General features: G+C 68.6%; 23 protein-coding genes and 1 pseudogene. 3 read left to right on the forward strand and 21 right to left on the reverse strand.

Features of this window, described 5'->3' with window-relative positions:
* Positions 1 to 129 precede the first annotated feature (129 nt).
* Positions 130 to 375: a hypothetical protein gene (locus ACS5PV_RS18690; RefSeq protein WP_455396843.1), complete on the forward strand. Its 246-nt coding sequence runs from the start codon at positions 130 to 132 to the stop codon at positions 373 to 375.
* Between the two features lie 62 nt (positions 376 to 437).
* Here ACS5PV_RS18690 and ACS5PV_RS18695 read toward each other — a convergent pair whose 3' ends face one another.
* The 10 genes from ACS5PV_RS18695 to ACS5PV_RS18740 all read right to left on the reverse strand — a co-directional run bounded on the left by ACS5PV_RS18695 (position 438) and on the right by ACS5PV_RS18740 (position 8,262).
* Positions 438 to 821 carry a DUF6481 family protein gene (locus ACS5PV_RS18695; RefSeq protein WP_455396844.1) on the reverse strand — a complete coding sequence of 128 codons (384 nt, stop codon included), beginning with the start codon at positions 819 to 821 and terminating at the stop codon, positions 438 to 440.
* 3 nt (positions 822 to 824) lie between these two features.
* Entirely contained in the window at positions 825 to 1,040 is a 216-nt protein-coding gene (locus tag ACS5PV_RS18700; protein WP_455396845.1) for a hypothetical protein, read from the reverse strand.
* 86 nt (positions 1,041 to 1,126) lie between these two features.
* Positions 1,127 to 1,336, reverse strand: coding sequence for a cold-shock protein (locus ACS5PV_RS18705; protein WP_093568437.1), 210 nt, complete (start codon positions 1,334 to 1,336; stop codon positions 1,127 to 1,129).
* 352 nt (positions 1,337 to 1,688) lie between these two features.
* Positions 1,689 to 2,831, reverse strand: a complete 1,143-nt coding sequence (locus tag ACS5PV_RS18710) for an oxidoreductase (protein ID WP_455396846.1) — start codon at positions 2,829 to 2,831, stop codon at positions 1,689 to 1,691.
* Positions 2,832 to 3,224: 393 nt separating this feature from the next.
* A complete protein-coding gene (gatB, locus tag ACS5PV_RS18715) occupies positions 3,225 to 4,697 on the reverse strand; it encodes an Asp-tRNA(Asn)/Glu-tRNA(Gln) amidotransferase subunit GatB (protein ID WP_455396847.1) in 1,473 nt (490 codons plus the stop codon).
* Positions 4,698 to 4,784: 87 nt separating this feature from the next.
* On the reverse strand, positions 4,785 to 5,048 hold the full coding sequence (locus ACS5PV_RS18720; protein WP_455396925.1) for a hypothetical protein: 264 nt from the start codon (positions 5,046 to 5,048) through the stop codon (positions 4,785 to 4,787).
* Positions 5,049 to 5,089: 41 nt separating this feature from the next.
* Entirely contained in the window at positions 5,090 to 6,583 is a 1,494-nt protein-coding gene (gene gatA, locus ACS5PV_RS18725; protein ID WP_455396848.1) for an Asp-tRNA(Asn)/Glu-tRNA(Gln) amidotransferase subunit GatA, read from the reverse strand.
* Positions 6,584 to 6,650: 67 nt separating this feature from the next.
* Entirely contained in the window at positions 6,651 to 6,938 is a 288-nt protein-coding gene (gene gatC / locus ACS5PV_RS18730) for an Asp-tRNA(Asn)/Glu-tRNA(Gln) amidotransferase subunit GatC (RefSeq protein WP_048429481.1), read from the reverse strand.
* Between the two features lie 107 nt (positions 6,939 to 7,045).
* On the reverse strand, positions 7,046 to 7,411 hold the full coding sequence (locus ACS5PV_RS18735; RefSeq protein ID WP_455396849.1) for a hypothetical protein: 366 nt from the start codon (positions 7,409 to 7,411) through the stop codon (positions 7,046 to 7,048).
* A gap of 149 nt (positions 7,412 to 7,560) precedes the next feature.
* Positions 7,561 to 8,262, reverse strand: coding sequence for a metal-dependent hydrolase (locus ACS5PV_RS18740; protein ID WP_455396850.1), 702 nt, complete (start codon positions 8,260 to 8,262; stop codon positions 7,561 to 7,563).
* A 110-nt stretch (positions 8,263 to 8,372) separates the two neighbouring features.
* Here ACS5PV_RS18740 and ruvX point away from each other — a divergent pair, with 110 nt between their 5' ends.
* On the forward strand, positions 8,373 to 8,864 hold the full coding sequence (gene ruvX / locus ACS5PV_RS18745) for a Holliday junction resolvase RuvX (protein WP_455396851.1): 492 nt from the start codon (positions 8,373 to 8,375) through the stop codon (positions 8,862 to 8,864).
* A gap of 133 nt (positions 8,865 to 8,997) precedes the next feature.
* Here the strand turns inward: ruvX and ACS5PV_RS18750 are convergent.
* The 9 genes and pseudogenes from ACS5PV_RS18750 to ACS5PV_RS18790 all read right to left on the reverse strand — a co-directional run.
* A pseudogene (locus tag ACS5PV_RS18750) lies at positions 8,998 to 9,459 on the reverse strand (EAL domain-containing protein); the annotation flags it as partial.
* 1 nt (position 9,460) lies between these two features.
* Positions 9,461 to 10,759 carry a hypothetical protein gene (locus ACS5PV_RS18755; protein ID WP_455396852.1) on the reverse strand — a complete coding sequence of 433 codons (1,299 nt, stop codon included), beginning with the start codon at positions 10,757 to 10,759 and terminating at the stop codon, positions 9,461 to 9,463.
* 530 nt (positions 10,760 to 11,289) lie between these two features.
* Positions 11,290 to 14,172, reverse strand: coding sequence for an EAL domain-containing protein (locus tag ACS5PV_RS18760; RefSeq protein ID WP_455396853.1), 2,883 nt, complete (start codon positions 14,170 to 14,172; stop codon positions 11,290 to 11,292).
* A gap of 166 nt (positions 14,173 to 14,338) precedes the next feature.
* A complete protein-coding gene (locus ACS5PV_RS18765) occupies positions 14,339 to 15,463 on the reverse strand; it encodes a UDP-3-O-acyl-N-acetylglucosamine deacetylase (protein WP_455396854.1) in 1,125 nt (374 codons plus the stop codon).
* A gap of 657 nt (positions 15,464 to 16,120) precedes the next feature.
* Positions 16,121 to 17,416: a M16 family metallopeptidase gene (locus ACS5PV_RS18770; protein WP_455396855.1), complete on the reverse strand. Its 1,296-nt coding sequence runs from the start codon at positions 17,414 to 17,416 to the stop codon at positions 16,121 to 16,123.
* The gene (gene thrC, locus ACS5PV_RS18775; RefSeq protein WP_455396856.1) at positions 17,413 to 18,825 is read right to left on the reverse strand and encodes a threonine synthase; all 1,413 of its coding nucleotides are present in this window, start codon (positions 18,823 to 18,825) and stop codon (positions 17,413 to 17,415) included. The genes ACS5PV_RS18770 and thrC overlap by 4 nt, the downstream gene beginning before the upstream one ends.
* A gap of 77 nt (positions 18,826 to 18,902) precedes the next feature.
* Positions 18,903 to 19,319: a DUF4864 domain-containing protein gene (locus tag ACS5PV_RS18780; protein WP_455396857.1), complete on the reverse strand. Its 417-nt coding sequence runs from the start codon at positions 19,317 to 19,319 to the stop codon at positions 18,903 to 18,905.
* A 279-nt stretch (positions 19,320 to 19,598) separates the two neighbouring features.
* Positions 19,599 to 21,032: a pyruvate kinase gene (pyk, locus tag ACS5PV_RS18785; protein ID WP_455396858.1), complete on the reverse strand. Its 1,434-nt coding sequence runs from the start codon at positions 21,030 to 21,032 to the stop codon at positions 19,599 to 19,601.
* A gap of 27 nt (positions 21,033 to 21,059) precedes the next feature.
* A complete protein-coding gene (locus ACS5PV_RS18790; RefSeq protein WP_455396859.1) occupies positions 21,060 to 21,335 on the reverse strand; it encodes a hypothetical protein in 276 nt (91 codons plus the stop codon).
* 187 nt (positions 21,336 to 21,522) lie between these two features.
* Here ACS5PV_RS18790 and ACS5PV_RS18795 point away from each other — a divergent pair, with 187 nt between their 5' ends.
* Complete coding sequence (locus ACS5PV_RS18795) at positions 21,523 to 21,927, forward strand: hypothetical protein (protein WP_455396860.1); 405 nt, start codon at positions 21,523 to 21,525, stop codon at positions 21,925 to 21,927.
* Positions 21,928 to 22,025: 98 nt separating this feature from the next.
* On the opposite strand, the gene ACS5PV_RS18800 is transcribed toward ACS5PV_RS18795, so the two are convergent.
* Together ACS5PV_RS18800 and ACS5PV_RS18805 are read right to left on the reverse strand one after the other, a co-directional pair.
* Entirely contained in the window at positions 22,026 to 22,931 is a 906-nt protein-coding gene (locus ACS5PV_RS18800) for a VOC family protein (protein ID WP_455396861.1), read from the reverse strand.
* Complete coding sequence (locus ACS5PV_RS18805) at positions 22,928 to 23,830, reverse strand: SMP-30/gluconolactonase/LRE family protein (protein WP_455396862.1); 903 nt, start codon at positions 23,828 to 23,830, stop codon at positions 22,928 to 22,930. The genes ACS5PV_RS18800 and ACS5PV_RS18805 overlap by 4 nt, the downstream gene beginning before the upstream one ends.
* Between the last annotated feature and the right edge of the window lie 4 nt (positions 23,831 to 23,834).

Below are 23,834 nucleotides of genomic sequence, written 5' to 3' on the forward strand. Positions count from 1 at the left end.
ATCCGCCAGGCTTCGCAATGAGGATGATTTTCTTAATCAGGCTATTCGACGCGCCACCTGCCTCGGAGAGGCGGAACCCTATCTGCCGAAACGCCGTTGTTAGTGCCAGATGAACTGAGGATATCACCCATGCGGACAGTCTTCACCGCCGGCGCGGCCGCGATCATCCTGGCCGGGTTCTCGGCCTCTGCGATGGCCGAGGAGACCACCGTGATCCATCGCGACCGGGCGCCCGGCATCGCAGTCGAGCATCGCGAAGGTGTGGTCGAGCACCGCGACATCACCACCGGCAGCGTCGATTGCGGCTCCAAGACCGTCCACAAGGAGGACGGGATGGGCAATTCCAAGACGGTCCACAAGGAAGGCTGCAACTGACCGTCGGACACGACAGACATCGGCAGCGGACCGCCCGGCGGTTCGCTGCCGCATCGCGTCCTTCACCCGCGCTTGCGCGCCTTGCGGGCGGCGTATCGGGCGTCGCGCGCGGCCTTCTGGTCGGCCTGGAGCGAAGCGGCCATCCGCGCGGCCTCGGCGGCACGTTCCGCCTCCTCAATGGCCGCAGCCTCGCGCCGCCGCGTTTCCTCGGCCCGCGCCTCGGCCTCTCGTGCCGCACGGGCCGCGTCCTGCGCCGCCCGCTCGGCCTCGCGCTCGGCCAGCCGGACGGTGCGCGCCGCGGTGATCGCCTGGCGCGCCGCGCGGCGCGCCGCGAGGACCGGATCGTGGGCAGTGGCCCGCGCCTGGAACCGGGCGAGCGCGGCCTGCCGGGCCGCGGCGGCCGAGCCGAGGCGGTCGCCGAGCGGCGCTTCCTTGAACTTGCCCATCGCTCAGACCCGGCTCAAGGCGAGGGAGCGGATCGGGCGCGAGAACCGGTCGGCGAGATGCCAGTGCAACTCACGGACCGAGTGGTAGCGATAGGTCCGGTCGATCAGGTGGCTGACGTCGCGGCGCTGGTCATCGACCTGCTGCCAGATCTGCTGCACCTGGAAGGTCGCGGGCTCGAGCGCCGCGTCAGCGGAATGCGAACTGAACGTGAAATTCACTCAAATAATCCGATGGAGGTCGGGCCTGCGCCGTGGCGCAGGACGGGAGATGCGGGCGAAGCACCCGCATCTCGGTACCGGTGCGGTTACGCGGCGCGCAGGTTGCCGGCGGATTGCTTGCCGCTGCGACGGTCGGTTTCCATCTCGTAGGAGACCTTCTGCCCTTCCGAGAGGGTCTGCATGCCCGACCGCTCGACGGCGGAGATGTGCACGAAGACGTCCTTGCCGCCGTCATCCGGCTGGATGAAGCCGAAGCCCTTCTGGACGTTGAACCACTTCACGGTGCCGATCGTCATTGTCGTATCCATAATCTGAAAGCGCGTGGTGGAGCTCGGCACGCCGTCGGCAGCGCCAAGACTCGGGTCGATCGACGGATTTGGAGCGAGTGGCAGAGCATGCGCCGGCGACAACGCGGCGGAGAGGCTCGGTAATCAGGCCAACAATCGATTCATCCTGTATAATTCAGGTCGCGACAGATAGCAAGACACTCGGAAAAATATTAGGCACGGCACCCGGAACGACTGAAAAAACCACGCGCGAGCGGTGTGACATTTCCGAAAAATCATGCCGCCGAACGCTGCCGGCGCGTGCGATATCGAGCCCGCGACCGGCCCGCCCCGATCCCGCACGTTATGCCCTTTCCGCCGCTCAAGGCGCGGCCGCCCCCGGGGCGGGCCAGCCGATGCAGGCCTCGTGGGCGCGGAAGTTGCGCAGCCACCAGCCCCAATCCTCCGGCACCAGCCCGAACGGGTCGGGATGCGCCAGTTCCCGCGCCGCCCAGACCGGCCAGTGCGGGTTCGACAGGGCCGGCCGTCCGAGGAAGACGAGGTCGATCAACTCGTCGCGGATCACCCGGTCGGCCACTGCCGGCAGGCCGAGATTCCAGCTCACGCCTACCGGGATCCCGACCTCGCGCCGCACCCGCGTGCCGCGCTCGACCATGAACGACATCCGGGCGAAGGGCGGATCGGTCATCTCGTCGGTGTTGAAGCCGATCGACAGGTCGGCGAGGTCGAGGCCGTGCGCCTTCATCCGGCCGACCGCCACCACCGCCTCGTCGAATTGCACGCCGTCCGGATGCAGGTCGTCGGAGCCGAGCCGCATGGTGAGCGGCAGGCGCTCCGGCCACACCGCCCGCACGGCGTCCAGCGCCTCGAGATGGAACCGCAGCCGGTTGTCGAGGCTGCCGCCGTACTGGTCGGTGCGCTGGTTGGCGAGCGGCGAGAAGAAGCTCGCGCCGAGATAGCCGTGGGCGAAGTGCATCTCCAGCCACTCGAACCCGGCCTCAACGGCACGGCGCGCGGCGTCCGCGTAGGCCCGGTGGATGCCGGCGATCTCCTCGATCGTCATTTCCTCGACCGGATAGGTGTAGCGGCCGCCGTAGGAGATCGGGGAGGGGGCCTTGAGCTGCCAGCCGTCGGGGTGGTCGGGCGGCAGTTGCAGCTTGCCCTCCCAGGGCTTCTGCTCGCTGCCCTTCCGCCCGGTATGCCCGAGCTGGATCGCTGGCACGCCGCCCATCTCGCGGATGATCCGGGTGATGCGGGCGAGGCCCTCGACGTGGCGGTCGTCCCAGATGCCCGCGCAGGCGGTGGTGGTGCGGCCCTCCGGGGTGATGGCGATCTGCTCGGGGAAGACGAGCCCGAACCCGCCCGCCGCCCGCGAGCCGTAGAGCATGACGTGGTAGTCGCCCATCGCCCCGTCGACCGACCGGTGCATGGTCATCGGCGACATCGCGATCCGGTTGCGGAGCGTGACGTCCTTCAGGGTGAAGGGGCTGAACAGGTCGGGCATGCGGCCTCGCGGGGGCGGGCCGCCCCGCCGGGCAGCCGTTCGCGAGGGTATGGAGTCGGAACCGGGGCCGGCAAGGGAGCCTCCGTGACGAAGGCGATCCGCCGCGGGACGAGGCGCGACGCCCCTGAACCCTCCCCCACGGAACTCGGGCTTGCCCGAGTTCCACATCCCTGTGACCAAGTCGGGCAGGACCGACTTGGGACGGGGGAGGGTGCCCGGCTGCGAGCGCGTAGCACTCGTGCGCCGGGCGGGAGAGGGGACGACGCTTCCGGAAAGGTCGCGACCTTGATGAAGGGAGCTGGTCCTGACGCGTCGCGCTGCCCCTCTCCCGACCCCTGCTGACGCAGGGGCTACCCTCCCCCGCAGAGGGGGGGGAGGGTTCGCGTCGGCGCTTTACTCGATCCCGAGCTTCGCCTTCAGCAGCGCGTTCACCGCCGCCGGGTTGGCCTTGCCGCCGGTGGCCTTCATGGTCTGGCCGACGAACCAGCCGAGCAGGGTGGGCTTCGCCTTGGCCTGCTCGACCTTGTCGGGGTTGGCCGCGATGATCTGGTCGATCGCCGCCTCGATCGCGCCGGTATCGGTGACCTGGCGCAGGCCGCGGCTCTCGACGACCTGGCGCGGATCGCCGCCCTCGCTCCAGACGATCTCGAACACGTCCTTGGCGATCTTGCCCGAGATGGTGTTGTCACCGATCAGATCGACGATCGCGCCGAGCTGATCCGCCGAGACCGGGCTGTCCTCGATCGACTTGCCTTCCTTGTTCAGTCGACCGAACAGCTCGTTGATGACCCAGTTCGCCGCGATCTTGCCGTCGCGGCCCTTGGCCACCGCCTCGAAGTAGTCGGCAGAGGCGCGCTCGGCCACCAGCACCGTCGCGTCGTAGGGCGACAGGCCGTAGGCGTCGATGAAGCGGGCCTTCTTGGCGTCGGGCAGTTCCGGCAGGCCGGCGGCCAGCCCATCGACGAAGGCCTGGTCGAATTCGAGCGGCAGCAGGTCCGGATCGGGGAAGTAGCGGTAGTCGTGCGCCTCTTCCTTCGAGCGCATCGAGCGGGTCTCACCCTTGTTCGGGTCGAACAGGCGGGTCTCCTGGTCGATCGTGCCGCCATCCTCGATGATCGCGATCTGGCGCCGGGCCTCGACCTCGATCGCCTGGCCGATGAAGCGGATCGAGTTGACGTTCTTGATCTCGCAGCGGGTGCCGAAGGGGTCGCCGACTTTTCGGACCGAGACGTTCACGTCGGCGCGAAGATTGCCCTTCTCCATGTCGCCGTCGCAGGTGCCGAGGTAGCGCAGGATGGTGCGCAGCTTCGTCACGTAGGCCTTGGCCTCCTCGGACGAGCGCAGGTCCGGCTTGGAGACGATCTCCATCAGCGCCACGCCCGACCGGTTGAGGTCGACGAAGCTCATCGTGGGAGACTGGTCGTGCAGCGACTTGCCGGCATCCTGCTCGAGGTGCAGGCGCTCGATCCCGACCCGGATGCTCTCGCCGTCGGGCAGGTCGACCAGCACCTCGCCCTCGCCGACGATCGGGCTCTTGTACTGGCTGATCTGGTAGCCCTGGGGCAGGTCCGGGTAGAAGTAGTTCTTCCGGTCGAACACCGAGCGGTGGTTGATCTGGGCTTTCAGGCCGAGGCCGGTCCGCACCGCCTGCGCGACGCATTCGCGGTTGATCACCGGCAGCATGCCGGGCATCGCGGCATCGACCAGCGAGACGTTGTCGTTCGGCTCGGCCCCGAAGGCGGTCGGCGCGCCGGAGAACAGCTTCGAGCGGCTGGTGACCTGGGCATGGATCTCCATGCCGATCACCACCTCCCAATCGCCCAGCGCGCCCTTGATCAGCTTCTTGGGGTTCACGGGAGCGTTCATGAGGGTCTCGGATTCTCGCACGATTGGCCCCTCTCCCGCGGGAGAGGGGACGGTTTCATGCCTAGTAGAAAGGGTGGCGCCGGCCGGTCAAGCGCGCGGCGCGATCGCGCGCCGGGCGGTGTAGCCGATGACCGCGTAGATCAGCGCCCCACCGGTGCGCACCGGGAAGAAGGTGGGCAATTCCCGCCCGATCGGCGCCGGCCACGGTACGCCGATCCCGGTCAGCACCCACGACACCAGCACCGAGCCGACCAGCGCCATCATCGCGACGAGGACCACCTTGCCGAACTGGTCCGCCTTCCAGCCGAGATATAGCGCGAGCCCGATCAGGACGGGATCGAACGCCGCCATGATCCAGACTTCGGGCGGGTAGTAGGGGACGGTCGGGTGGTTCACGCCCACCACGCCTGCGGCAGGGCGATGCGGCCCGCCGCTTCTTCCAGCACCTGGCCCGCGGCGAACAAGGTCTCCTCGTCGAAGGGCCGGCCGATGAGCTGGAGGCCGAGCGGCAGCCCTTGCGCGTCGAGGCCCGCCGGCACCGCGAGGCCGGGGAGGCCGGCCATGTTCACCGTCACGGTGAACACGTCGAGGAGGTACATCTCGACCGGGTCGGCCTTGGCCTTCTCGCCGAAGCCGAAGGCGGCGGACGGGGTGGTGGGAGTGAGGATCGCGTCGACGCCCGAGGCGTAGACCTCCTCGAAGTCGCGCTTGATCAGCGTGCGGATCTTCTGGGCCCGGACGTAGTAGGCGTCGTAGTAGCCGGCCGAGAGCACGTAGGTGCCGATCATGATCCGGCGCTTGACCTCGCGGCCGAAGCCCGCGGCGCGGGTCTGCTCGTACATCCCGACGATGTCCTTGCCGGGCACGCGCAAGCCGTAGCGGACGCCGTCGTAGCGGGCGAGGTTCGAGGAGGCCTCGGCCGGCGCGACGATGTAGTAGGCCGGCAGCGCGTATTGCGTGTGCGGCAGCGAGACCTCGACCACCTTGGCGCCGGCGTCGCGCAGCCACGCGGCGCCCTGCTGCCACAGCCGCTCGATCTCGGCCGGCATGCCGTCGACCCGGTACTCCTTCGGGATGCCGATGGTCAGGCCCTTGACGCCGCGGTTCACCGCCGCCTCGAAGTCGGGCACAGGCAAGTTGACCGAGGTGGTGTCCTTGTCGTCGTGGCCGGACATCGAGGTGAGCAGGATCGCGGCGTCGCGCACCGTGCGGGTGATCGGCCCGGCCTGGTCGAGGGAGGAGGCGAAGGCGACGGTGCCCCAGCGCGAGCAGCGGCCGTAGGTCGGCTTGATGCCAACGGTCCCGGTGAAGGCCGCCGGCTGGCGGATCGAGCCGCCGGTGTCGGTGGCGGTGGCGCCCAGGCACAGGCGGGCGGCGACCGCCGCGGCCGAGCCGCCCGACGAGCCGCCGGGCACGAGCTTGGTGTCGGAGCCTTGACGCCGCCACGGCGAGATGACCGGGCCGTAGGCGCTGGTCTCGTTCGACGAGCCCATGGCGAACTCGTCGAGGTTGAGCTTGCCGAGCATCACCGCGCCGTCGCGCCACAGGTTGTGGCTGACGGTGGATTCGTAGTGCGGCTGGAAGCCTTCGAGGATCTTGGAACCCGCGGTGGTGGCGACGCCGTGGGTGCAGAACAGGTCCTTGATGCCGAGCGGCAAGCCCTCGAGGGGGCGCGCCTCGCCGGCGGCGAGCTTCTGGTCGGCGACCTCGGCCATCGCGAGCGCCCGGTCGGGCGTCTCGAGCAGGTAGGCGTTGAGGACCCGCGCCTTTTCCATCGCGTCGAGATGGGCCTGCGCCAGTTCCCGGGCGGAGAACTCCTTCGCCCGCAGGCCGTCGCGGGCCTGGGCCAGGGTGAGGTCGGTCAGCTCTGCCGGCTTGGTGCTCACGATCGTCCGTCCTGTCGCGGCCCGTCGGCCGCCATGGGTGCGCTGAACAACGGTCTTCCGGTCGAGGCTACTCGACGACCTTCGGCACCACGAAATAGTTGTCCTCGGTCAGCGGCGCGTTGAACACGATCTCGCGGGCATGCCCGCCATCGGTGATCACGTCCTCGCGGCTCTTCATCGCCATCGGGGTCACCGAGGTCATCGGCTCGACGCCCGAGACGTCGACCGCGTCGAGCTGCTCGACGAAGGACAGGATGGCGTTCAGCTCGTCCTGGAGCGGCGCCACCTCCTCGTCGGTGACCGCGATCCGCGCCAGGTGCGCGATGCGCCGGACCGTCTTGGCGTCGACCGACATGGGCACTCCGTTCGGGCAAGCGGGAAACCGGGCTCAACGCGGCCCGGCGGCTCACGGCCGCGGGGCGCTATAGCACCGGCTTTCGCGCTGCCGCAACGGGCGGACTGTCAGGCCGCCGACCTCGGCGCCGGCAGCGCCGCGATGGCGTTGCCGCGGGCGTCCGGCACCTCGATCAGCGTCGCCCGCGGCTTGAAGTTCCGGCGCGCCTCCGAACCGCCGAGATAGAGCACGGCGGCGGCGGTCACCAGCATGAGCTTGTGCTTGCGCTGCATCCGCGGGCGCGAAGCCGTGGGAGCCGCCTCCGGCAGGCTCGCGGCCAGGCGGATCCGGCGGCCGACGGCGAGGATCGCCTCCGCCGGCACGCGCCGGCCGGGGGCGGCGCCCTCGGCCGGGAGCGGGACGGCGGGATCGTGGGCGGGGCTCCGCTCCTGCCGGCCGGTAGCGAGCGCGAAGGGAACGATGACGGAAGCCACGGGCGACCTCGGTGCGGGGGAGACGGCAGGTTAATGCCTGGTTAATCCCACCGGCCCCGGCGCGCCATGTCAACCTTTCGTTAACCTTAACGGCACCGTCCAAAGCCGCCGGCGGCGGCCGCCCCCGGGGAGGGCGGCCACCGCCGGTCCTACTGCACCGTGACGGCGGTGCCCTTGTGCGGCACGATCACCTGGACGCCGCTGCCGTCCATGGCGGCGACGAAGCGGTCGGCGCTCGGGTCGACGATCGGGAAGGAGCCGTAGTGGCAGGGGATCACGGCCTTCGGCTTGAAGAAGCGCTTCACCGCCAGCGCCGCGGTCTCCGCTCCCATGGTGAAGCGGTCGCCGACCGGCACCATCAGCACGTCGGGGCGGTAGATCTCCTGGATCAGCGCCATGTCGCCGAAGATGTCGGTGTCGCCCATGTGGTAGACCGTGGGCTCGCCCTCGGCGCGCACGATCACCCCGTTCGGCAACCCGAGCGGCACCGTGACGCCGGCCTCGCTCATGCCGGCGGAGTGGTCGGCCCGCACCAGGCTGACCCGGAAGCCCCCGACATCGACGGTGCCGCCGGTGTTCATCGGCTCGAATTGCGTCACGCCCTTCGAGGACAGCCACATGCACAGGTCGTAGTTGGTGACGACCTTGGCGCCGGTCTCGGCGGCGATCTCGACCGTGTCGCCGACGTGGTCGCCGTGGCCGTGGGTGATCAGGATGTGGGTGGCGCCCTCGGTCGCCGCCTTGCGGTCGCCCTCGAAAGCCGGGTTGCCGCTGAAGAACGGATCGATCAACACGTGGGCGGAGCCGAAATCGAGGCGGAAGGTGGAATGGCCGAACCAGGTGATGCGCATCGGATGATCTCCGGGCGAGGAATGTGTCGGAGTGGGACGCGACGGCCGGCCGCCCGGACGCTACGGAAGGACGGGGCCGGCACAGCCTACCTAACGCGCGGAGGCCGGCCGTGAACCGGGAGACGATCGAAGCCTTCGCGGCGCAGTCGCGCGGGGGCGCTCGCCTGCTCGGGCTCGACCTCGGCACCAAGACCATCGGGCTCGCCCTCTCGGACGTGCAGCGCCGGATCGCCTCGCCGCTGGAGACGATCAAGCGGGTCAAGTTCACCCCCGACGCCGCCGCGCTCGCGGGGATCGCGACGAAGCACGGGGTCGGCGGGCTGGTGGTCGGGCTGCCCCTCAACATGGACGGCAGCGAGGGCCCGCGGGTGCAGTCGACGCGGGCCTTCGTGCGCAACCTCAAGCCGATCCTGCCGCTGCCGGTGCTGTTCTGGGACGAGCGCCTGTCGACGGCGGCGGTCACCCGGACCCTGCTGGAAGCCGACGCCTCGCGGGCGCGGCGCGGCGAACTCGTCGACAAGCTCGCCGCCGCCTACATCCTCCAGGGCTGCCTCGACGTGCTCGACGGGCTCCGAGACGAGGGGGATTTTTCGGAGGAGTAGGGGGGCGCCACTCCCTCCGCTTCCTGCGGGCGAGCGCCGGGCGATCCCTCCGGGATCGCTTGCGCGATGCGCAAAATCGAATGACGTCCCGGCGACCGGATCCCGAGACCGTCCCGCCTCCGGCGGGCGATCCTCACGCCGCCTCCGGCGCCGCCCTCACCAGCTGGCGCGCCTGGAGGATCGACGTCGGCTCGCCGAAGGCGAAGCCCTGCGCGTAGTCGCAGCCGATCTCGGCCAGCGCGAGCGCATCGGCCTCGGATTCCGCGCCCTCGGCGATGATCTCGAGCCCGAGTTCCTGCGCCATCCGGACGATCGAGCGCAGGATGCCCGAGCGCCCGCTCGCCATCTGGCGCACGAAGGAGTGGTCGATCTTGATCGTGTCGAAGGGGAAGCGCTGCATGTAGGTCAGCGCCGAGTAGCCGGTGCCGAAATCGTCGAGGCAGAGGCCCGCGCCGAGCTCGTGGATGCGGGCGAGCATCTGGGCGGCGTATTCCGGGTTCTCCATCACCAGCGGCTCGGTCAGTTCCAGCTTGAGCGAGCCGGGGACGATGCCGGTGCGGGCGAGCACGGTCTTCACGTCGTGCAGGAGGTCGTGCTCAGATATGGTATTCTGGCGGAACGCTGCTGCTCGCGGGTCTTACATTACGCTCATCCAACCTCATGTTAATCACGTCCCAAATTTGACGAAGGCGGCGCACATGCAAATCGTCTCTTATATAGGTTATAATTGTTTCTAATTCTCCGCTAATATTAAGATCATTTTCGCTATGATTAAATCTGCTGGCCGTTCCAAAAATTGGAACTTGCTCAGAATTCAAACGAGTGTCATGAGTTCGTGAGCTATCGTTATCTATGATTAGCGCATCCATTATTCGCTTACGCATAGTTGGACTGTAGACTGATTTTTCAAGATCAAAGATAGTTCTTATCATTAATTTTCTTAGTTTTGCAACATTTCGCGGACCGGCCGCTAAAATCAACTGCGCCTGAGCCACCCAATCGATCACTTCATACAGCCCGTAAGGCGTTTCGACAAATATCTGTATCGGATTTATTGTCGCTAGATTTTGAACATCCTGGATTTCAAACTCGCTCAAGCGAAGTTTCATAAATGGATCGATGCCGATAATCATATCGAGCGGATACTCTTCTTGCAATTCTCGACTTGCATCGCTCACCGAGCGCAATCGTATGATGGGAAATCGAGCGCTCAGTGATCTGATGAACAGGTCTGGAAAAAATCCTATGAGGAAAGAGGCTCCGATCCGAAAATTTGGGCTGATAGCATCCAGCAGATGAGTATGCCATATTGCCGCGCTTACAGCAACTGCCGTAAGCATATGCAAAATAGAAAAGAAAAAAGACATGGGAGATAAGTCAAAATTTGATATTCTTCTAATCAGATATTGGACAGACCATATATACGCAGCAAAAAAAGTGTAAAATATAGATCCTATCAGTGTTTCACCAGGATCTGCAAACGGCGTCCTTCCAAGTCCTGCTTGAGCTTTGATCGATTCAGCGAATTGAGGTAGCGCATTTGGAAGCTCGTAAAATGCAAGACCGAATCCTATAGAAGTCATTACTATATATATTGTGACAGGAAAAAAGTAATATACTATTGAATGTTTCATATCACGATAATCTATCCGTCTCTCAGTAGAGGATGGATCATATTTGTACTTTACAAGCTCAAATGAAGGAATTATGATAGGTCGTCCTTCTATGTTGATGGCGAAGCCAAAAAGCTTCTCTAGGTCTCTTACTATTTCGCGACGGGCGATTTTTATGTTAGTTCTTCCAATAAATATACCAATTGGAACAATACAACTTAGTAGGACAACAATGGAAAAATGCGGTAAGTAGATAGAGTCAAATATCTGGAGGTAGCTCATCGGAATGCCGTTCTTGCAGATACATATATTTGTAATTCGTAGTGCCGCAAGATTTTAAAGTCAACACTCTAAATCCGAGTGCAAGAAAAATTAAATCAACTGATCGACGGCGACTTATAATATCCGTGATTGTGATGAAAGATGATACCGGCAAAATGTGGAGAGATAATATAGTCTCTAAATCTGTGAGAATAAAATAAATATTAATATAACATAAAAAAATTTATTGTTATATATAACGCTATGTCGCGCGCTCAAGATGAGAAATAACATTAAATACATAAAAATTTCATTATCGTTTATTAATATCAACTTCAGCACTGATTTGCGGTACGACCCGATAAACTTTGGACCCCTAATTCAGGGGTCGACCGTCGCTCCGCGCATCCGGCACGCAAGCCCTGCTCCAGCCGCCAGCCCCATGAGAATCTGGGCTGCAGGAGGATTACGGTTCGTTGAATGCCCGTTACCGTGTATTGTGAGGGTTCGCCCAACCGGACGGGGCGATTCACATCCGTGTGGGTTGAATACTACGCCGCCTCCGGTGCCGCCCCCACCAGCTGGCGCGCCTGGAGGATCGACATCGGCTCGCCGAAGGCGAAGCCCTGCGCGTAGTCGCAGCCGATCTCGGCCAGCGCGAGCGCATCGGCCTCGGATTCCGCGCCCTCGGCGATGATCTCGAGCCCGAGTTCCTGCGCCATCCGGACGATCGAGCGCAGGATGCCCGAGCGCCCGCTCGCCATCTGGCGCACGAAGGAGTGGTCGATCTTGATCGTGTCGAAGGGGAAGCGCTGCATGTAGGTCAGCGCCGAGTAGCCGGTGCCGAAATCGTCGAGGCAGAGGCCCGCGCCGAGCTCGTGGATGCGGGCGAGCATCTGGGCGGCGTATTCCGGGTTCTCCATCACCAGCGGCTCGGTCAGTTCCAGCTTGAGCGAGCCGGGGACGACGCCGGTGCGGGCGAGCACGGTCTTCACGTCGTGCAGGAGGTCGTGGCGCAGGAGCTGGCGCGAGGACAGGTTGACGGACGCGAAGATCGGCGGCTCGACCACCAGCGCCTGCTGCCAGGCGGCGAGTTCCGCCGCGGTGCGCTCCAGCGCGAAGACGCCGAGATTGACGATGAGGCCGGATTCCTCGGCGATCGGCAGGAAGACCTGGGGGGCGACGCGGCCGAGCCGCGGGTGGTCCCAGCGCAAGACCGTCTCGAAGCCCGCCACCGTGCGGTCTTCGAGACGCACGATCGGCTGGAACAGCACCTTGATCTCGTTGCGCTCCAGCGCCCGGCGCAGGTCGCTCTCCAGCATCATCCGCTCGCCGCGGTCGGAGCGCATGGTCGGGCGGTAGACCTCGATCCGGTCGCCGCCCTGGCGCTTGCCGTTGATCATCGCGAGCTCGGCGTTCTTCACCACGTCGTCGCGCTTCACCACCGCGCCGGCCTCGTGGAGCGCCACGCCGATCGAGGGGGTCAGGAAGATCTCGCGGTCGGCGTAGGTGATCGGCGTGGTGATCGCCCGGCGGATGCTGTCGGCGAACGCGATGATCCGGTCCGGGTCGCGCTCGGAGAGCAGGATGACGGCGAACTCGTCGCCGGCGACGCGGGCGAGGGTGTCCTGCGGCCGCAAGAGCCGGTTGAGGCGGCGCGACAGGGTCAGCAGGATCGAGTCGCCGGCCGAGAGCCCGATCGCGTCGTTGACCTGCTTGAACCGGTCGATGTCGACCACGAACAGGGTGGGTTTCAGGCGCGGATCCTGGCCGGCTAGCGCCAGCGCCGCGTCGAGCCGATCGTTGAACAACTCGCGGTTGGGCAGCCCGGTGAGGTTGTCGTGGACGGCGTCGTGCAGCAGCCGCTCCTCGGCAATCTTCGCCTCGGTCACGTCCGCGATGGTGCCGACGATGCGCACCACCTCGCCGTCGGTGCCGATCACCGGCCGCGCCTTGAGGCGGAACCAGTAATAGGGGCCGGCCGCCGAGCGCAGGCGGAAATCCTGGGAGATGCGGCCGCGCCGCTCCTCGATCACCGTGTCGAGGGCGGCGGAGTAGCGCTCGACGTCGAACGGGTGGAGGAGGGAGAGCCAGTTCGCCTGCGGCCCCTCGAGCGCGCCGCGCTTGAGGCCGAGCTGTCCCTCGATCTCGGGGCCGGCGAAGACCCGGTCGCCCGGCACGTCCCAGTCGAACACCACGTCGCCGGCACCCGTGAGCGCGAGCGCCCGCCGCTCGGTGTCGGAGACGAGGCTGTTGCCGATTCCGCCGCCCGCGAAGGCGTGCTGGAGCACCGTGAACCCGATCAGCATCACGATCAGCACCAGGCCGCCGATCAGGGCCGGCTGGACGAGGTCGTTGTGGAGCTGGCCGGTGATGGCGAAGCCCGCCGCCACCACCCAGGCCAGCAGCAGGAGCCAGGTCGGGATCAGCAGGATCGCCCGGTCGTAGCCGTTGTGGATGGCCAGGTACACCACCAGCAGCAGGCCGACGCCGGCCACCGTCGCGACCGAGATCCGCGCCACGCCCGCCGCCACCGGCGGGTCGATGACGGCGAGACCCACGAGGCCGGCGAGGAACAGGAGCCAGATCAGCGCGACGTGGCTGTAGCGCACGTGCCAGCGAGCGAGGTTGAGGTAGGCGAACAGGAAGACGAGCAGCGTGGCACCCAGCACCGCTTCCGCCGAGGCGCGGTAGATCCGCTCCGCCGCCTCGGTGACCGGGAAGATGCGCTGGAAGAACCCGAAATCGATGCACGCATAGGCCAGCACCGCCCAGGCCAGAGCCGCGGCGGCCGGGAAGATGATCGCGCCCTTGACCACGAACACGATGGTCAGGAACAGGGCGAGCAGCCCGGCGATACCGATGATGATGCCCTTGTAGAGGGTCAGCCCGGTCGCCTTCTTGCGGTAGGCGTCCTGGTCCCAGAGGTAGACCTGCGGCACGTTGGGCGTGCGCAGCTCGGCCACGAAGGTGACGGTGGTGCCGGGATCGAGCGTGATGATGAACTGGTCGGCATCCGGGCTCTCGTCGCGCTCTGGCCGGATGCCCTGGCTCGCCGTGATCGCGGCGATGCGCGATCCCCCGAGATCGGGCCAGACCACCCCGGAGCCGACGAGGCGGAAATGCGGGGCGACCAGCAGGCGGTCGATCTGCTCGTCGGTGTCGTTGGTGAGCGCGAACACCATCCAGTCCGGCCGCGCCCCGGTCTCGCGCGCCTTGACGGCGATGCGGCGCACGATGCCGTCCTTGCCCGGCGCCGTCGAGATCTGGATCAGGTCCCCGTCGGAGCGGTAGCGCTCGATCGCCGGGGTGAGGTCGATGGCCTGCGAATCGAGGGTGACGCGCACGGCCTCGACCGCGCGAGCCTCCGGCGTGGCGAGGAGCAGCCCGGCGAGGGCCGTGAGGCAGGCGAGGACGAGTGAGAGCGTGCGCAAGCTTCGGCGACTTCCGACCGGACAGGGACGGCCACGGGGCGGCTCGGGGAGGTGCCGGACCGTACTGACGCCCAAGCTTCCGAGCAAGGCGGAGGTCCCGGATCTCCCCTGCCGCCTCACGAGCGCGGCCATCGTCAGGCTTCGATCGCTCCGCTTTGCGGCCAAATCAAGTTGTGCCGATCGCTCCGCGATCGGTGATCGCTCCGCGATCGGGACCGGATCGGGCGGCGTCGGAGAGGGATACCACCTCCCAGCATTCCGGATGGCGCATCAATTCGGTCAGGAACGCGAAGGTGAGCGCATGGGTCGGGCAGTTCGCCACGATGCGCCCGAGGATCGGCCGGCCGGCGAGGGCGAGGTCGCCGACGAGGTCGAGGATCTTGTGCCGCACCGGCTCGTCGGGAAAGCGCGCGCCGCCGAGCACCCGGCCGCCGAGCAGGATCGCGACCCGCCCCGGGCGGGCGCCGCGCAGCAGCGGCTCGCGGTCGCGCGGGTGCATCCGTCCTTCCGTCTCCGGGCAGATCGGGCGCCGGTGCTCCGGCCGGGAGAGCGTCGGCGCGAGTCCGTCGGCGCACACGGTCTGGGATTCGAACGAGCGGGCCCAGAGCCGGTCCCGGGCCGGCGCCGGCAGGAGCGTGCGGGCGAGGCGGGTCTTGAGCAGGGTGCGCCAGATCAGCGAGGCGTTGCCGAAGCTGCGGCTCGGGGCGATCTGGCGTCGGAACGTGTCCGGATCGATCGGACCCGACCAGCGCAGCACGCCGAAGCCCGGCAGCCGGTCGGTGCTGACGTCGACCTCGAACGCCTCGGCCGGCTCGGCGCGCAGGAAGCCGTGCAAGCCGTCGACCTGGAACGGCGCCCGGATGCGCAAGACCTGGCGCGGCCGCGCCTGCGGCGCCCGACCGGCGGCATCGATCAGCGCGCACCAGCGCGCGGCCGAGCCGTCGAGGATCGGGATTTCGGTCCCCTCGACGGTGATCGCCGCGTTATCGATCCGGGAGGCCGACAGGCCCGCCATCAGGTGCTCGATGGTGCGCAGCTTGCGCCCCTGCCCGATGGCGAGGGCGGTGCTCATCCGGCTCGCGACCCAGTCCGCCGTGCCGGCCGGCACCTCGGCCGACAAGCCTGAGCAGCGCACCGCGAAGCGGATGCCGTGGCCGGCGGGGGCGGGCGCCAGCGTGACGCGGGCGACCCGGCCGGTATGCAGCCCGGGCCCGCGCACCGACACGCTCCGGCCCAGCGTGGCTTCGCGCCACGCGCCGTCCGCAGCGTGCGCGACGCCCTCGAATCCCATGTCTCGCCCGACCGTTCCGCCGGCCGTGCCCGGCCGTCGTCTGCTGTTCCCCGAGGGACCGGCGCAGTTGTTCCGTGGGCCGGAGAAGCCGTGCGGCCCATCTCCTCGACCCCGGGACTTGGGCCGCGCAGGACCCGCCTTCGGGCGCTCGCGCGCTCGATTGCCGGTCGGTTCTACGGAGACTGGCGGGGGGCCGACACTCGACCGTTCGACCTAGTTCGGGCGGCGACGGCGGCAGACGAGATGTCTTGCGGCGCACCGGGAGGCTGGCGGTACGATTGTCGGTGGCGGGCGGATCGCTACGGAATGAACCGCGACGGCGACCGCTCGAAACCTCCCCCACTGCGGGGGCGGAATGTCCGAGGAAGGAATAGGCGTTGGTGATCTCCTCTCCTCGACGGATCCCGGGCATGCCCGGTATCTGCGAGCGAGAACGAAATCGGGCAGGCCTGACGTCGATGCGAGGAGAGGGCCGTGTTCCCGTTCAGGGAACGCGGCAAGCGGAGGCGCAGCCGGAGCCAGGGTGAGGGGGGCTCCTCCGGAAACACCCCCTCTTCCCTCCGCAGGGGGAGGAGAAGATCCGCGCCGTCCTTTTCCCCGGCAGCTTTCCCCCGCAGAAGGGGGAGGGCTCATGACGGTGCGCGTGTCAGGACGGAATCACCCCGCCTTGAGCACCTTGCCCACCGCCTCCAGGCTCTGCAGCTTCTTGATCGGGCCGATCGCCGCGATCGTCGGCGCCCCCGTAATCAGCGCGCGGCCGGCCGCCCGCACGTCGTCGGGGGTCACGGCGTCGACCTTGGCGATCACCTCGGCGGCCGGGATCACCCGGCCCCAGGCCAGGAGCTGCCGCGCCGTGCGCTCGATGCGCCCGCCCGGCGTCTCCAGCGCCGAGAGCAGGGCCACCTTGAGCTGCGCCTTCGCCCGGGCGAGTTCGGCGGAGTCGACCGTCTCGGCCGCCTCGCGCAGGCAGGCGAGGGTCACCTCGACGAGGCCCGGCAGGTCGGCGCCCGCAGTGCCGGCGCCGATGCCGAACAGGCCGCAATCGCTGAACGGCCAGTGGAAGGCGTGGATCTCGTAGGCGAGGCCGCGGGTCTCGCGCACCTCGTGCCACAGCCGCGAGGTCAGGCCGCCGCCGAGCACCTGCGCGAAGAGGTGCGTGGCGTAGTAGCCCTCGTCCCGGAACGACAGGCCGGGCAGGCCGAGCACCAGGTTGGCCTGCTCGAGCTTGCGCGGCATCCGGCGCTCGCCGCCGCGATAGGTTCCGGGCACCGCCTCGGGCGCGGGCGCCGACGGCATCGCGCCGAAGTGCTTCTCGGCCGCGGCGACGATCGCCTCGTGCTCGACCGCGCCGGCGGCGGCCAGCACCATCTTGCCCGGAGTGTATTCGCGGGCGAGGTAGGCCTCGATCGCCGCACGATCGAAGCTCTTGATCGTCTCCGGGCGCCCGAGGATCGGCCGGCCCAGCGGCTGGTCGGGGAAGGCGGCCTCGGTGAAGGCGTCGTAGACGACGTCGTCGGGGGTGTCCTCGACGGCGGCATATTCCTGAAGGATCACGCCCTTCTCGCGGGCGAGCTCGCCGGCCTCGAAGGCCGAGCGGGTCAGGATGTCGCCGAGCACGTCGAGGGCGACCTCGGCATCCTCGCCCAGCACCCGTGCGGTGTAGCTCGTCTGCTCGACGCTGGTGGCGGCGTTGATCTCGCCGCCGACATTCTCGATGTCCTCGGCGATCTGGCGGGCCGAGCGCGTCGCCGTGCCCTTGAACGCCATGTGCTCGATCAGGTGGCTGAGGCCGTGCTCCTCCGGCCGCTCGTTGCGCGAGCCGGCGCCGACCCAGACCCCGAGGGTCGCGGTGGCGACCCCCGGCATCGCCTCGGTGGCGACGGTGAGCCCGTTGGAAAGCCGCGTGATCTTGAGGTCCGGCGAGGCGCCGAGGGTCGCGAAATGCTGGTTCATGCGGCGTGTCCCAGGATGCGGGCGCGCTCGCGGATCGCCCGCTCGACCGCGGCCTCGTCGTTCGGCAGCACGGTGAAGCGCTCGCGCCGCTCCAGCAGGTCGGCGAGGTGGGGGGGCAGGGCCGGGCGGATGCCGGTCGCGGCCTCGACGGCGTCGGGGAACTTCGCCGCGTGCGCGGTGGCGAGCGCCACCACGGGCGTCGCCGGATCCTCGGCGACGAGCTTGCGGGCGGCGCGCACGCCGATGGCGCTGTGCGGATCGATGATCTGGCCGGTGCCCCGGTAGACGTCGCGGATCTCGGCCACGACCTCGTCCTCGGGCACGGCGGCCGCGTCGAACTCGGCGCGGATCCGCTCGAGCGTCGCAGGCTCGAGGGTGAAGGCGCCCGACTGCTTCAAGCCCGCCATCAGCCGGTTCACGGCGGCGGAATCGCGGTCGAGGGTCTCGAACAGCAGGCGTTCGAAGTTCGACGAGACCTGGATGTCCATCGACGGCGAGGTGGTCGGCGCGACGCCCCGGACCTCGTACGAGCCCGTCGCGAGCGTGCGGGCCAGGATGTCGTTGGCGTTGGTGGCGATCATCAGCCGGCCGACCGGCAGGCCCATGCGCTTGGCCGCCCAGCCGGCGAGGATGTCGCCGAAATTGCCGGTCGGCACCGAGAACGAAACCGGGCGGTGCGGGCTACCCAGCGCCACCGCGCTGGTGAAGTAGTACACGGCCTGTGCCGCGACCCGGGCCCAGTTGATCGAGTTGACGCCCGACAGGCGCACGTCCTCGGCAAAGCGCGGGTGCTGGAACAGCGCCTTCACGATCGCCTGGCAATCGTCGAAGGTGCCCTCGACGGCGAGCGCGTGGATGTTGCCCGCATCGACCGTGGTCATCTGCCGGCGCTGCACCTCGGACACCCGCCCGTGCGGGTAGAGGATGAACACGTCGACGTTGTCGAGCCCGCGGAACGCCTCGACGGCGGCGCTGCCGGTATCGCCCGAGGTGGCGCCGACGATCGTCGCCCGGCTGCCCTTGGCCTTGAGCGCGTGGTCCATCAGCCGGCCGAGGAGCTGCATCGCCACGTCCTTGAAGGCGAGCGTCGGGCCGTGATGCAGTTCGAGCAGGAAGAGGTTGTCGCCGAGCTGGGTCAGCGGACAGACCGCCGGGTGCCGGAAGGTGGCGTAGGCCTCGTCGATCATCCGGTCGAACGCGGCCTGCTCGATCTCGCCGTCGACGAGGGGCGACAGCACGGTCTTGGCGGCTTCCGCGTAGGGCCGTCCGGCGAGACCCGCGATGGTCTCGAGCGGGATCTGGGGCCATTGCTGCGGGATGTACAGGCCGCCGTCGCGGGCGAGGCCGGCGAGCAGCGCGTCGGTGAAGGTCAGCGGCGCGGCGGCGCCGCGGGTCGAAACATGGAGCACGGTGATCAGTCCTGAAGCTGCCGCAGGCCCTACACGAAACCGCGGGCCGCGTCAGCCGGTGCCTTCGCGCGGAAGGCTCAGGCGCTCGCGCCCGGCGCCTTGCGCAGGCGGCAGCCGGTGATGCGCCACGCCCCGTCCGCGTCGCGCTCCAGGGTGTAGAGCGCGTCCCAGTCGGTGCCGTCCTGGTCCTGGATGCGCACGCCCTGCGCGAGGCTGCCGTCGGGCAGTTCCTCGTCGGTGCCGAACTCGAAGCGGCGGTTGCGGTAGACCGCGGCGTAGCCCTGCCGGACCATGCCGATGAAGGTCTCGGGGCTGCCGAAGATCGACCGGATGGCGGGGGCGGCCTCCGCGTAGGCCGCTGCCGCGTCGTCGTGCCGGAAGGCGTCCTGCTGGCGCAGGATCACCGCCCGCGCCGCCTCCCGGTCGCCGCTGCCGGCGGCAAGCGCACCCTGGCCGACGGCCAGCAAGGTCATCAGGGCGACGAGGGTGCGCATGGGCTCCAGTCCCTCCCGGGACAACGGCTGTCGTTCCGATGCCGCAGCGTAGCAGGCCGATTCGGTGCGCACAACTTGACGTCGTGCGAGCGTTTTGCGGATGACGGAGAGGCGAGAGGGGATGGCGGGAGCTTTACTCGGTTCAGCGATGGGGTTTCGCGCTCGCTCCCGCCGCGCGGTTCTCCCACCCACGACCTCATGCCGAGGTCGCGGGTGGGACGAGGTCTCCAACAGCGTGACCCCGAGGGTGGGAGTACCGCCGGGAGAGCTGACGAACGCCTACACCCCGCTCGCCTTCCGCCCCAGCTCGACCACCCGCAGGTTGTTCGTCGTCCCGGCCCGGCCGAACGGGATGCCGGCCACCGCCACCACCAGGTCCGGTGCCTGCGCGAAGCCCTCCTGCGCCGCGACCTCGGCGGCACGGTCGACCATCGCCTCGTAGGATTCGATCTCCGGGCCGAGCACCGAATGCGCGCCCCAGTACAGGCTGAGGCGGCGCGACACCGCCGTGTCGGAGGTGGCGGCGAGGATCGGCACGTTGGGGCGCTTGCGGGCGATGCGCGCCGCGGTGGTGCCGCTCGACGTGAAGGCGACGATCGCCGCCGCCTCGATCGCGTCGGCGAGGGTCGCGGCCGCGGCCGCCACCGCGTGGGGCGGGCTGTCCTCGACCTCCGGCTCGCTCGCCTGGACGAGCGAGCGGTAGAGCCGGTGCTGCTCGGTGCGGCGGATGATCCGGTCCATCATCGAGACCGCCTCGATCGGATAGCGCCCCGCCGCCGACTCGGCCGAGAGCATCACCGCGTCGGCGCCGTCGAAGACTGCCGTTGCGACGTCCGAGGCCTCGGCGCGGGTGGGGGAGGGCGCCGTGACCATCGATTCGAGCATCTGGGTCGCCACGATCACCGGCTTCACCGCGTGGCGGCAGGCCCGCACCAGCTCCTTCTGGCGCCCCGGCACGTCCTCGGGCGGCAACTCGACGCCGAGGTCGCCGCGGGCCACCATCACCCCGTCGGCGATGCGGATGATGTCCTCGATGTGCTCGAGCGCCGAGGGCTTCTCGATCTTGGCGATCAGCCCGGCACGCCCCGCGATCAGCCCGCGCGCCTCCATCACGTCGGAGGGGGTCTGGACGAAGGAGAGCGCCACCCAGTCGACCCCGAGCTCGAGCCCGAAGGCGAGGTCGCGCCGGTCCTTCTCGGTCAGGGGCGAGAGGGCGAGCACGGTGCCCGGCAGGTTGACGCCCTTGCGGTCGGAGATCGGCCCGCCCACCACGACGTCGGCGTCGATCGCCGCGTCGTCGACACCGACGACCCGCACCCGGACCCGGCCGTCGTCGATCAGGAGTTCCTGCCCCGGCGCCACCGCGGCGAAGATCTCTGGATGCGGCAGGGGGATCGCGTCGGTCCCGCCCTCCCGGCCCTCGCGCACGAAGCGGATGCGCTCGCCGGTGGCAAGCTCCGCCTTGCCGCCGCGCAAGGTGCCGATGCGAATCTTCGGCCCCTGCAGGTCCTGGAGGATGCCGATCGGCCGGCCGGTCTCCTGCTCCAGGGCGCGGATCGCGGCGTGGACCTTGGCGTGGTCGTCGTGGCTGCCGTGCGAGAAGTTGAGCCGGAAGGTGTCGACGCCGGCGAGGAACAGGGCCTTGAGGCGTTCCGGCGTGTTGCTGGCCGGGCCGACGGTGGCGACGATCTTGGCGTGGCGGTGGCGGCGCATGGCGATATCGCTCCTGGCTTTTGCGGATCAGGGCTTGGTGCGGCGGTCGACGGTGGTGAAGCTCACGTTCGTGCCGCCGCAGGACGTGGTGTCCCCGGCAAGCGGGAAGGGCGGCGGCAGGTGCGGGCGGCAATCGGCCGGCGCGCCGGTCGCGAAGGGGAGCGCGCCCGCGTCGCCCGGGGGCCCGGCGAGGGTGCGGCCGCCCGGCGCCGCCTCCCCCGCGACGCTCAGGCTCGCAAGCCAGGCCAGTGCGATCAGGCCCGGCAGCATCGGCTCCAGGTCGCGCCGATTCCCGCTCAGCATCGTCGAAATCCCTCGGCCGTTGCCTCACCGTCGCGGAAGCTAGGGCATCTTGAACCAAAGGAGCACCCGTCGGCCCCGAATGGCATCGTGTGCCGCGACGCCGCGCTCTTGACGCGGGTTATGCTGCATCGCACCCTGTCGTTCGGTAACGGTACGATGACGAGACATCAGGGGGGTACCGACGGTCATGCTGTTCCAGCCGCCCGTCTTCGAGACGATCTTCCGCATCCCCGTCGAGCATCGCCTGGTCATCCGGGGCTCGCGCAGCCGCGGCGCCCCGGCCGACGGCGTCTGCTGGTACCACGACGAGTTCGACGCCGCCGGCGCCCTGGTGGCGCGCTACGAGACCTACGACGAGACCGACGAATCCGGCGCCGAGCGCTGCGGCTGGCGCCGCTACGACGCCGCCGGGCGGCTCGTGGCGCGCCACGAGGTGGCGATGCGCTGGTCGGCCCTCGTCGCCCAGAAGCAGTCGCGCCGCGGCGCCGAGGCCGCCTTGCAGCGCCATGGCGGGCACGGCACCCCCGCGCCGCTCTCCCGCCGGCCCCTGTCCGCCGGATCCTGGCGCCTCGACATCGTCCCGGCTGCTTGACCGGCGTGCCGGTCGCGGCCCCAGAATGATGGAAATGGGTTGAGACCGTCGAGCGCGGCCATGGTCCCCAGGGGGAGACCATAGCCACGAGTGCGCCCTCACCCCACCGTCAGCCACAGCCAATGCCCGTCCGGGTCGCGCAGCAGCGCATCCGGGCCGCCGCCGGGCCGCGGGACGGCCCCGCCCGAGGCCAGCTGCCCGGCCTGGGCGGCGCAAGCCGCGGCCAGGGCCGCCTCGTCGGCAAACGCGATCACCAGCCGGGTCGCCGCGACGTCGTTCACCGCGAGGTCGATGGCCGGCCGGGCGAGGTCGCCGCGGTAGCACAGGAGTTCGATGTGCGGCGGCCGCCCGTCCGGGAAGCCGAGGCCCGTCACCTCGACCGTCGGATCGGGCACGGCGTCGAGGCTCGCCTGCGCGGGCCCGGTATTGAGCGAGCGCGACGCCACGCGAAGCCCGAGGGATTCGTAGAACGCGACGCTGCGGGCGGTGTCGGCGACCGAGATCGCCGAGTGGTCGAGGCCGAGGCAGGGATCCGTCGCATCCGGCCGCCGCCACGCCTCCGGCGTCGAATCCGGCGGAAAGGCCAGGAGTTCGAGCGGATGGCCCTCGGGGTCGCGGAACTTGAACGCGGTCACCCCGCCGGAGGATTCGGGCAGCCGCACGGGTCCACCGGTCGAGATCGGGCGCCAGCCCGGCTGCGCCGAGAGCCGGGCATGGGCCGCCGCCATGTCGGCGACGATGATCGCGCAGTGCTGGAACAGCGGGCTGAAGCCCGGCACGTCGCCGGGGTAGGGCCGGCCCGGCGGCGCCGTCGCCACGAGGTCGAGGCGCTGGTCGCCGAGGCGCAAGGGCACGGTCCGCGCCGCGGTCTCGCCGGAAGCAGGCGGCGCCCCGGCATCGGTGAAGCCCAGAGCCGCGCGGTAGAAGCCTGCCAGCGCCTCCGGATTGCCTGAGACGAGGACGATGCGGGCGAGGCGCAGGGCGCCCGGGCGAGCGGCGCTCACGGCGTCTGTACCCCGCGCCGGTCGAGGAAGATGGAGTAGAGCGTGTGCGAGCCGCCGATGAACAGGCGGTTCTTGGTCGGCCCGCCGAAGGTGATGTTCGACACCCGGTGCGGCACCAGGATCTTGCCCATCAGCTTGCCCTCCGGGCTGATGCAGTGCACCCCGTCCTCGGCGCTCGACCAGACGTTGCCGTCCTCGTCCACCCGCATCCCGTCGCAGTAGCCGGGCTCGATCTTATGGAAGATCTCGCCGCCCGAGAGAGTGCCGTCGGGCGCGACGTCGAAGACGCGGATGTACTGACGCGGGTCGGGCTTCGACTGGTCGCCGGTCTCCGCGACGTAGAGGCGACGCTCGTCGGGCGAGAAGGCGAGGCCGTTCGGGCCGTCGAAGTCGCCCGCCATCACCCGGATCTCGTTCGTCGCCGGGTCGAACCGGTAGAGCGCCGGGGGCTGCTCGGAGGTCTGGCGCCCGCCCTCGTAGTCGTTGGAGATGCCGTAGACCGGATCGCTGAACCAGATCGTGCCGTCGGACTTCACCACCACGTCGTTCGGCGAGTTCAGGCGCTTGCCGGCGTGGCGCTCGACCAGCGTCGTGACTGAGCCGTCGTACTCCGTGCGGTAGAGGCAGCGGCCGCGATGCGAGCAGGCGATCAGCCGGCCCTGGCGGTCGCGGGTCTGGCCGTTGGCGTAGTTCGAGGGCTCGCGGTAGACCGAGAAGCCGGCGCCCTCGATCCACCGCATCGTGCGGTTGCGCGGCAGGTCCTGGAACAGCAGGCAGTCGGCGTCGCCCATCCAGACCGGGCCCTCGATCCAGCGGAAGCCGGTGCCGAGGATTTCCAGCGGCGCGTTGCCCAGGATGTAGTGCTTGAAGCGCTCGTCGTGGATCTCGAACCCGTCCATGGCG

Source organism: Methylobacterium sp. Gmos1 (assembly GCF_053764715.1).

Coding starts and splice junctions, on each gene's coding strand:
- ACS5PV_RS18690 (WP_455396843.1), top strand. CDS start 130: ATGCGGACAGTCTTCACCGCCGGCGCGGCCGCGATCATCCTGGCCGGG.
- ACS5PV_RS18695 (WP_455396844.1), bottom strand. CDS start 821: ATGGGCAAGTTCAAGGAAGCGCCGCTCGGCGACCGCCTCGGCTCGGCC.
- ACS5PV_RS18705 (WP_093568437.1), bottom strand. CDS start 1,336: ATGACGATCGGCACCGTGAAGTGGTTCAACGTCCAGAAGGGCTTCGGC.
- ACS5PV_RS18710 (WP_455396846.1), bottom strand. CDS start 2,831: ATGCCCGACCTGTTCAGCCCCTTCACCCTGAAGGACGTCACGCTCCGC.
- gatB (WP_455396847.1), bottom strand. CDS start 4,697: ATGAACGCTCCCGTGAACCCCAAGAAGCTGATCAAGGGCGCGCTGGGC.
- ACS5PV_RS18720 (WP_455396925.1), bottom strand. CDS start 5,048: ATGGCGGCGTTCGATCCCGTCCTGATCGGGCTCGCGCTATATCTCGGC.
- gatC (WP_048429481.1), bottom strand. CDS start 6,938: ATGTCGGTCGACGCCAAGACGGTCCGGCGCATCGCGCACCTGGCGCGG.
- ACS5PV_RS18740 (WP_455396850.1), bottom strand. CDS start 8,262: ATGCGCATCACCTGGTTCGGCCATTCCACCTTCCGCCTCGATTTCGGC.
- ACS5PV_RS18755 (WP_455396852.1), bottom strand. CDS start 10,759: ATGAGCTACCTCCAGATATTTGACTCTATCTACTTACCGCATTTTTCC.
- ACS5PV_RS18765 (WP_455396854.1), bottom strand. CDS start 15,463: ATGGGATTCGAGGGCGTCGCGCACGCTGCGGACGGCGCGTGGCGCGAA.
- ACS5PV_RS18770 (WP_455396855.1), bottom strand. CDS start 17,416: ATGAACCAGCATTTCGCGACCCTCGGCGCCTCGCCGGACCTCAAGATC.
- ACS5PV_RS18780 (WP_455396857.1), bottom strand. CDS start 19,319: ATGCGCACCCTCGTCGCCCTGATGACCTTGCTGGCCGTCGGCCAGGGT.
- pyk (WP_455396858.1), bottom strand. CDS start 21,032: ATGCGCCGCCACCGCCACGCCAAGATCGTCGCCACCGTCGGCCCGGCC.
- ACS5PV_RS18790 (WP_455396859.1), bottom strand. CDS start 21,335: ATGCTGAGCGGGAATCGGCGCGACCTGGAGCCGATGCTGCCGGGCCTG.
- ACS5PV_RS18795 (WP_455396860.1), top strand. CDS start 21,523: ATGCTGTTCCAGCCGCCCGTCTTCGAGACGATCTTCCGCATCCCCGTC.
- ACS5PV_RS18805 (WP_455396862.1), bottom strand. CDS start 23,830: ATGGACGGGTTCGAGATCCACGACGAGCGCTTCAAGCACTACATCCTG.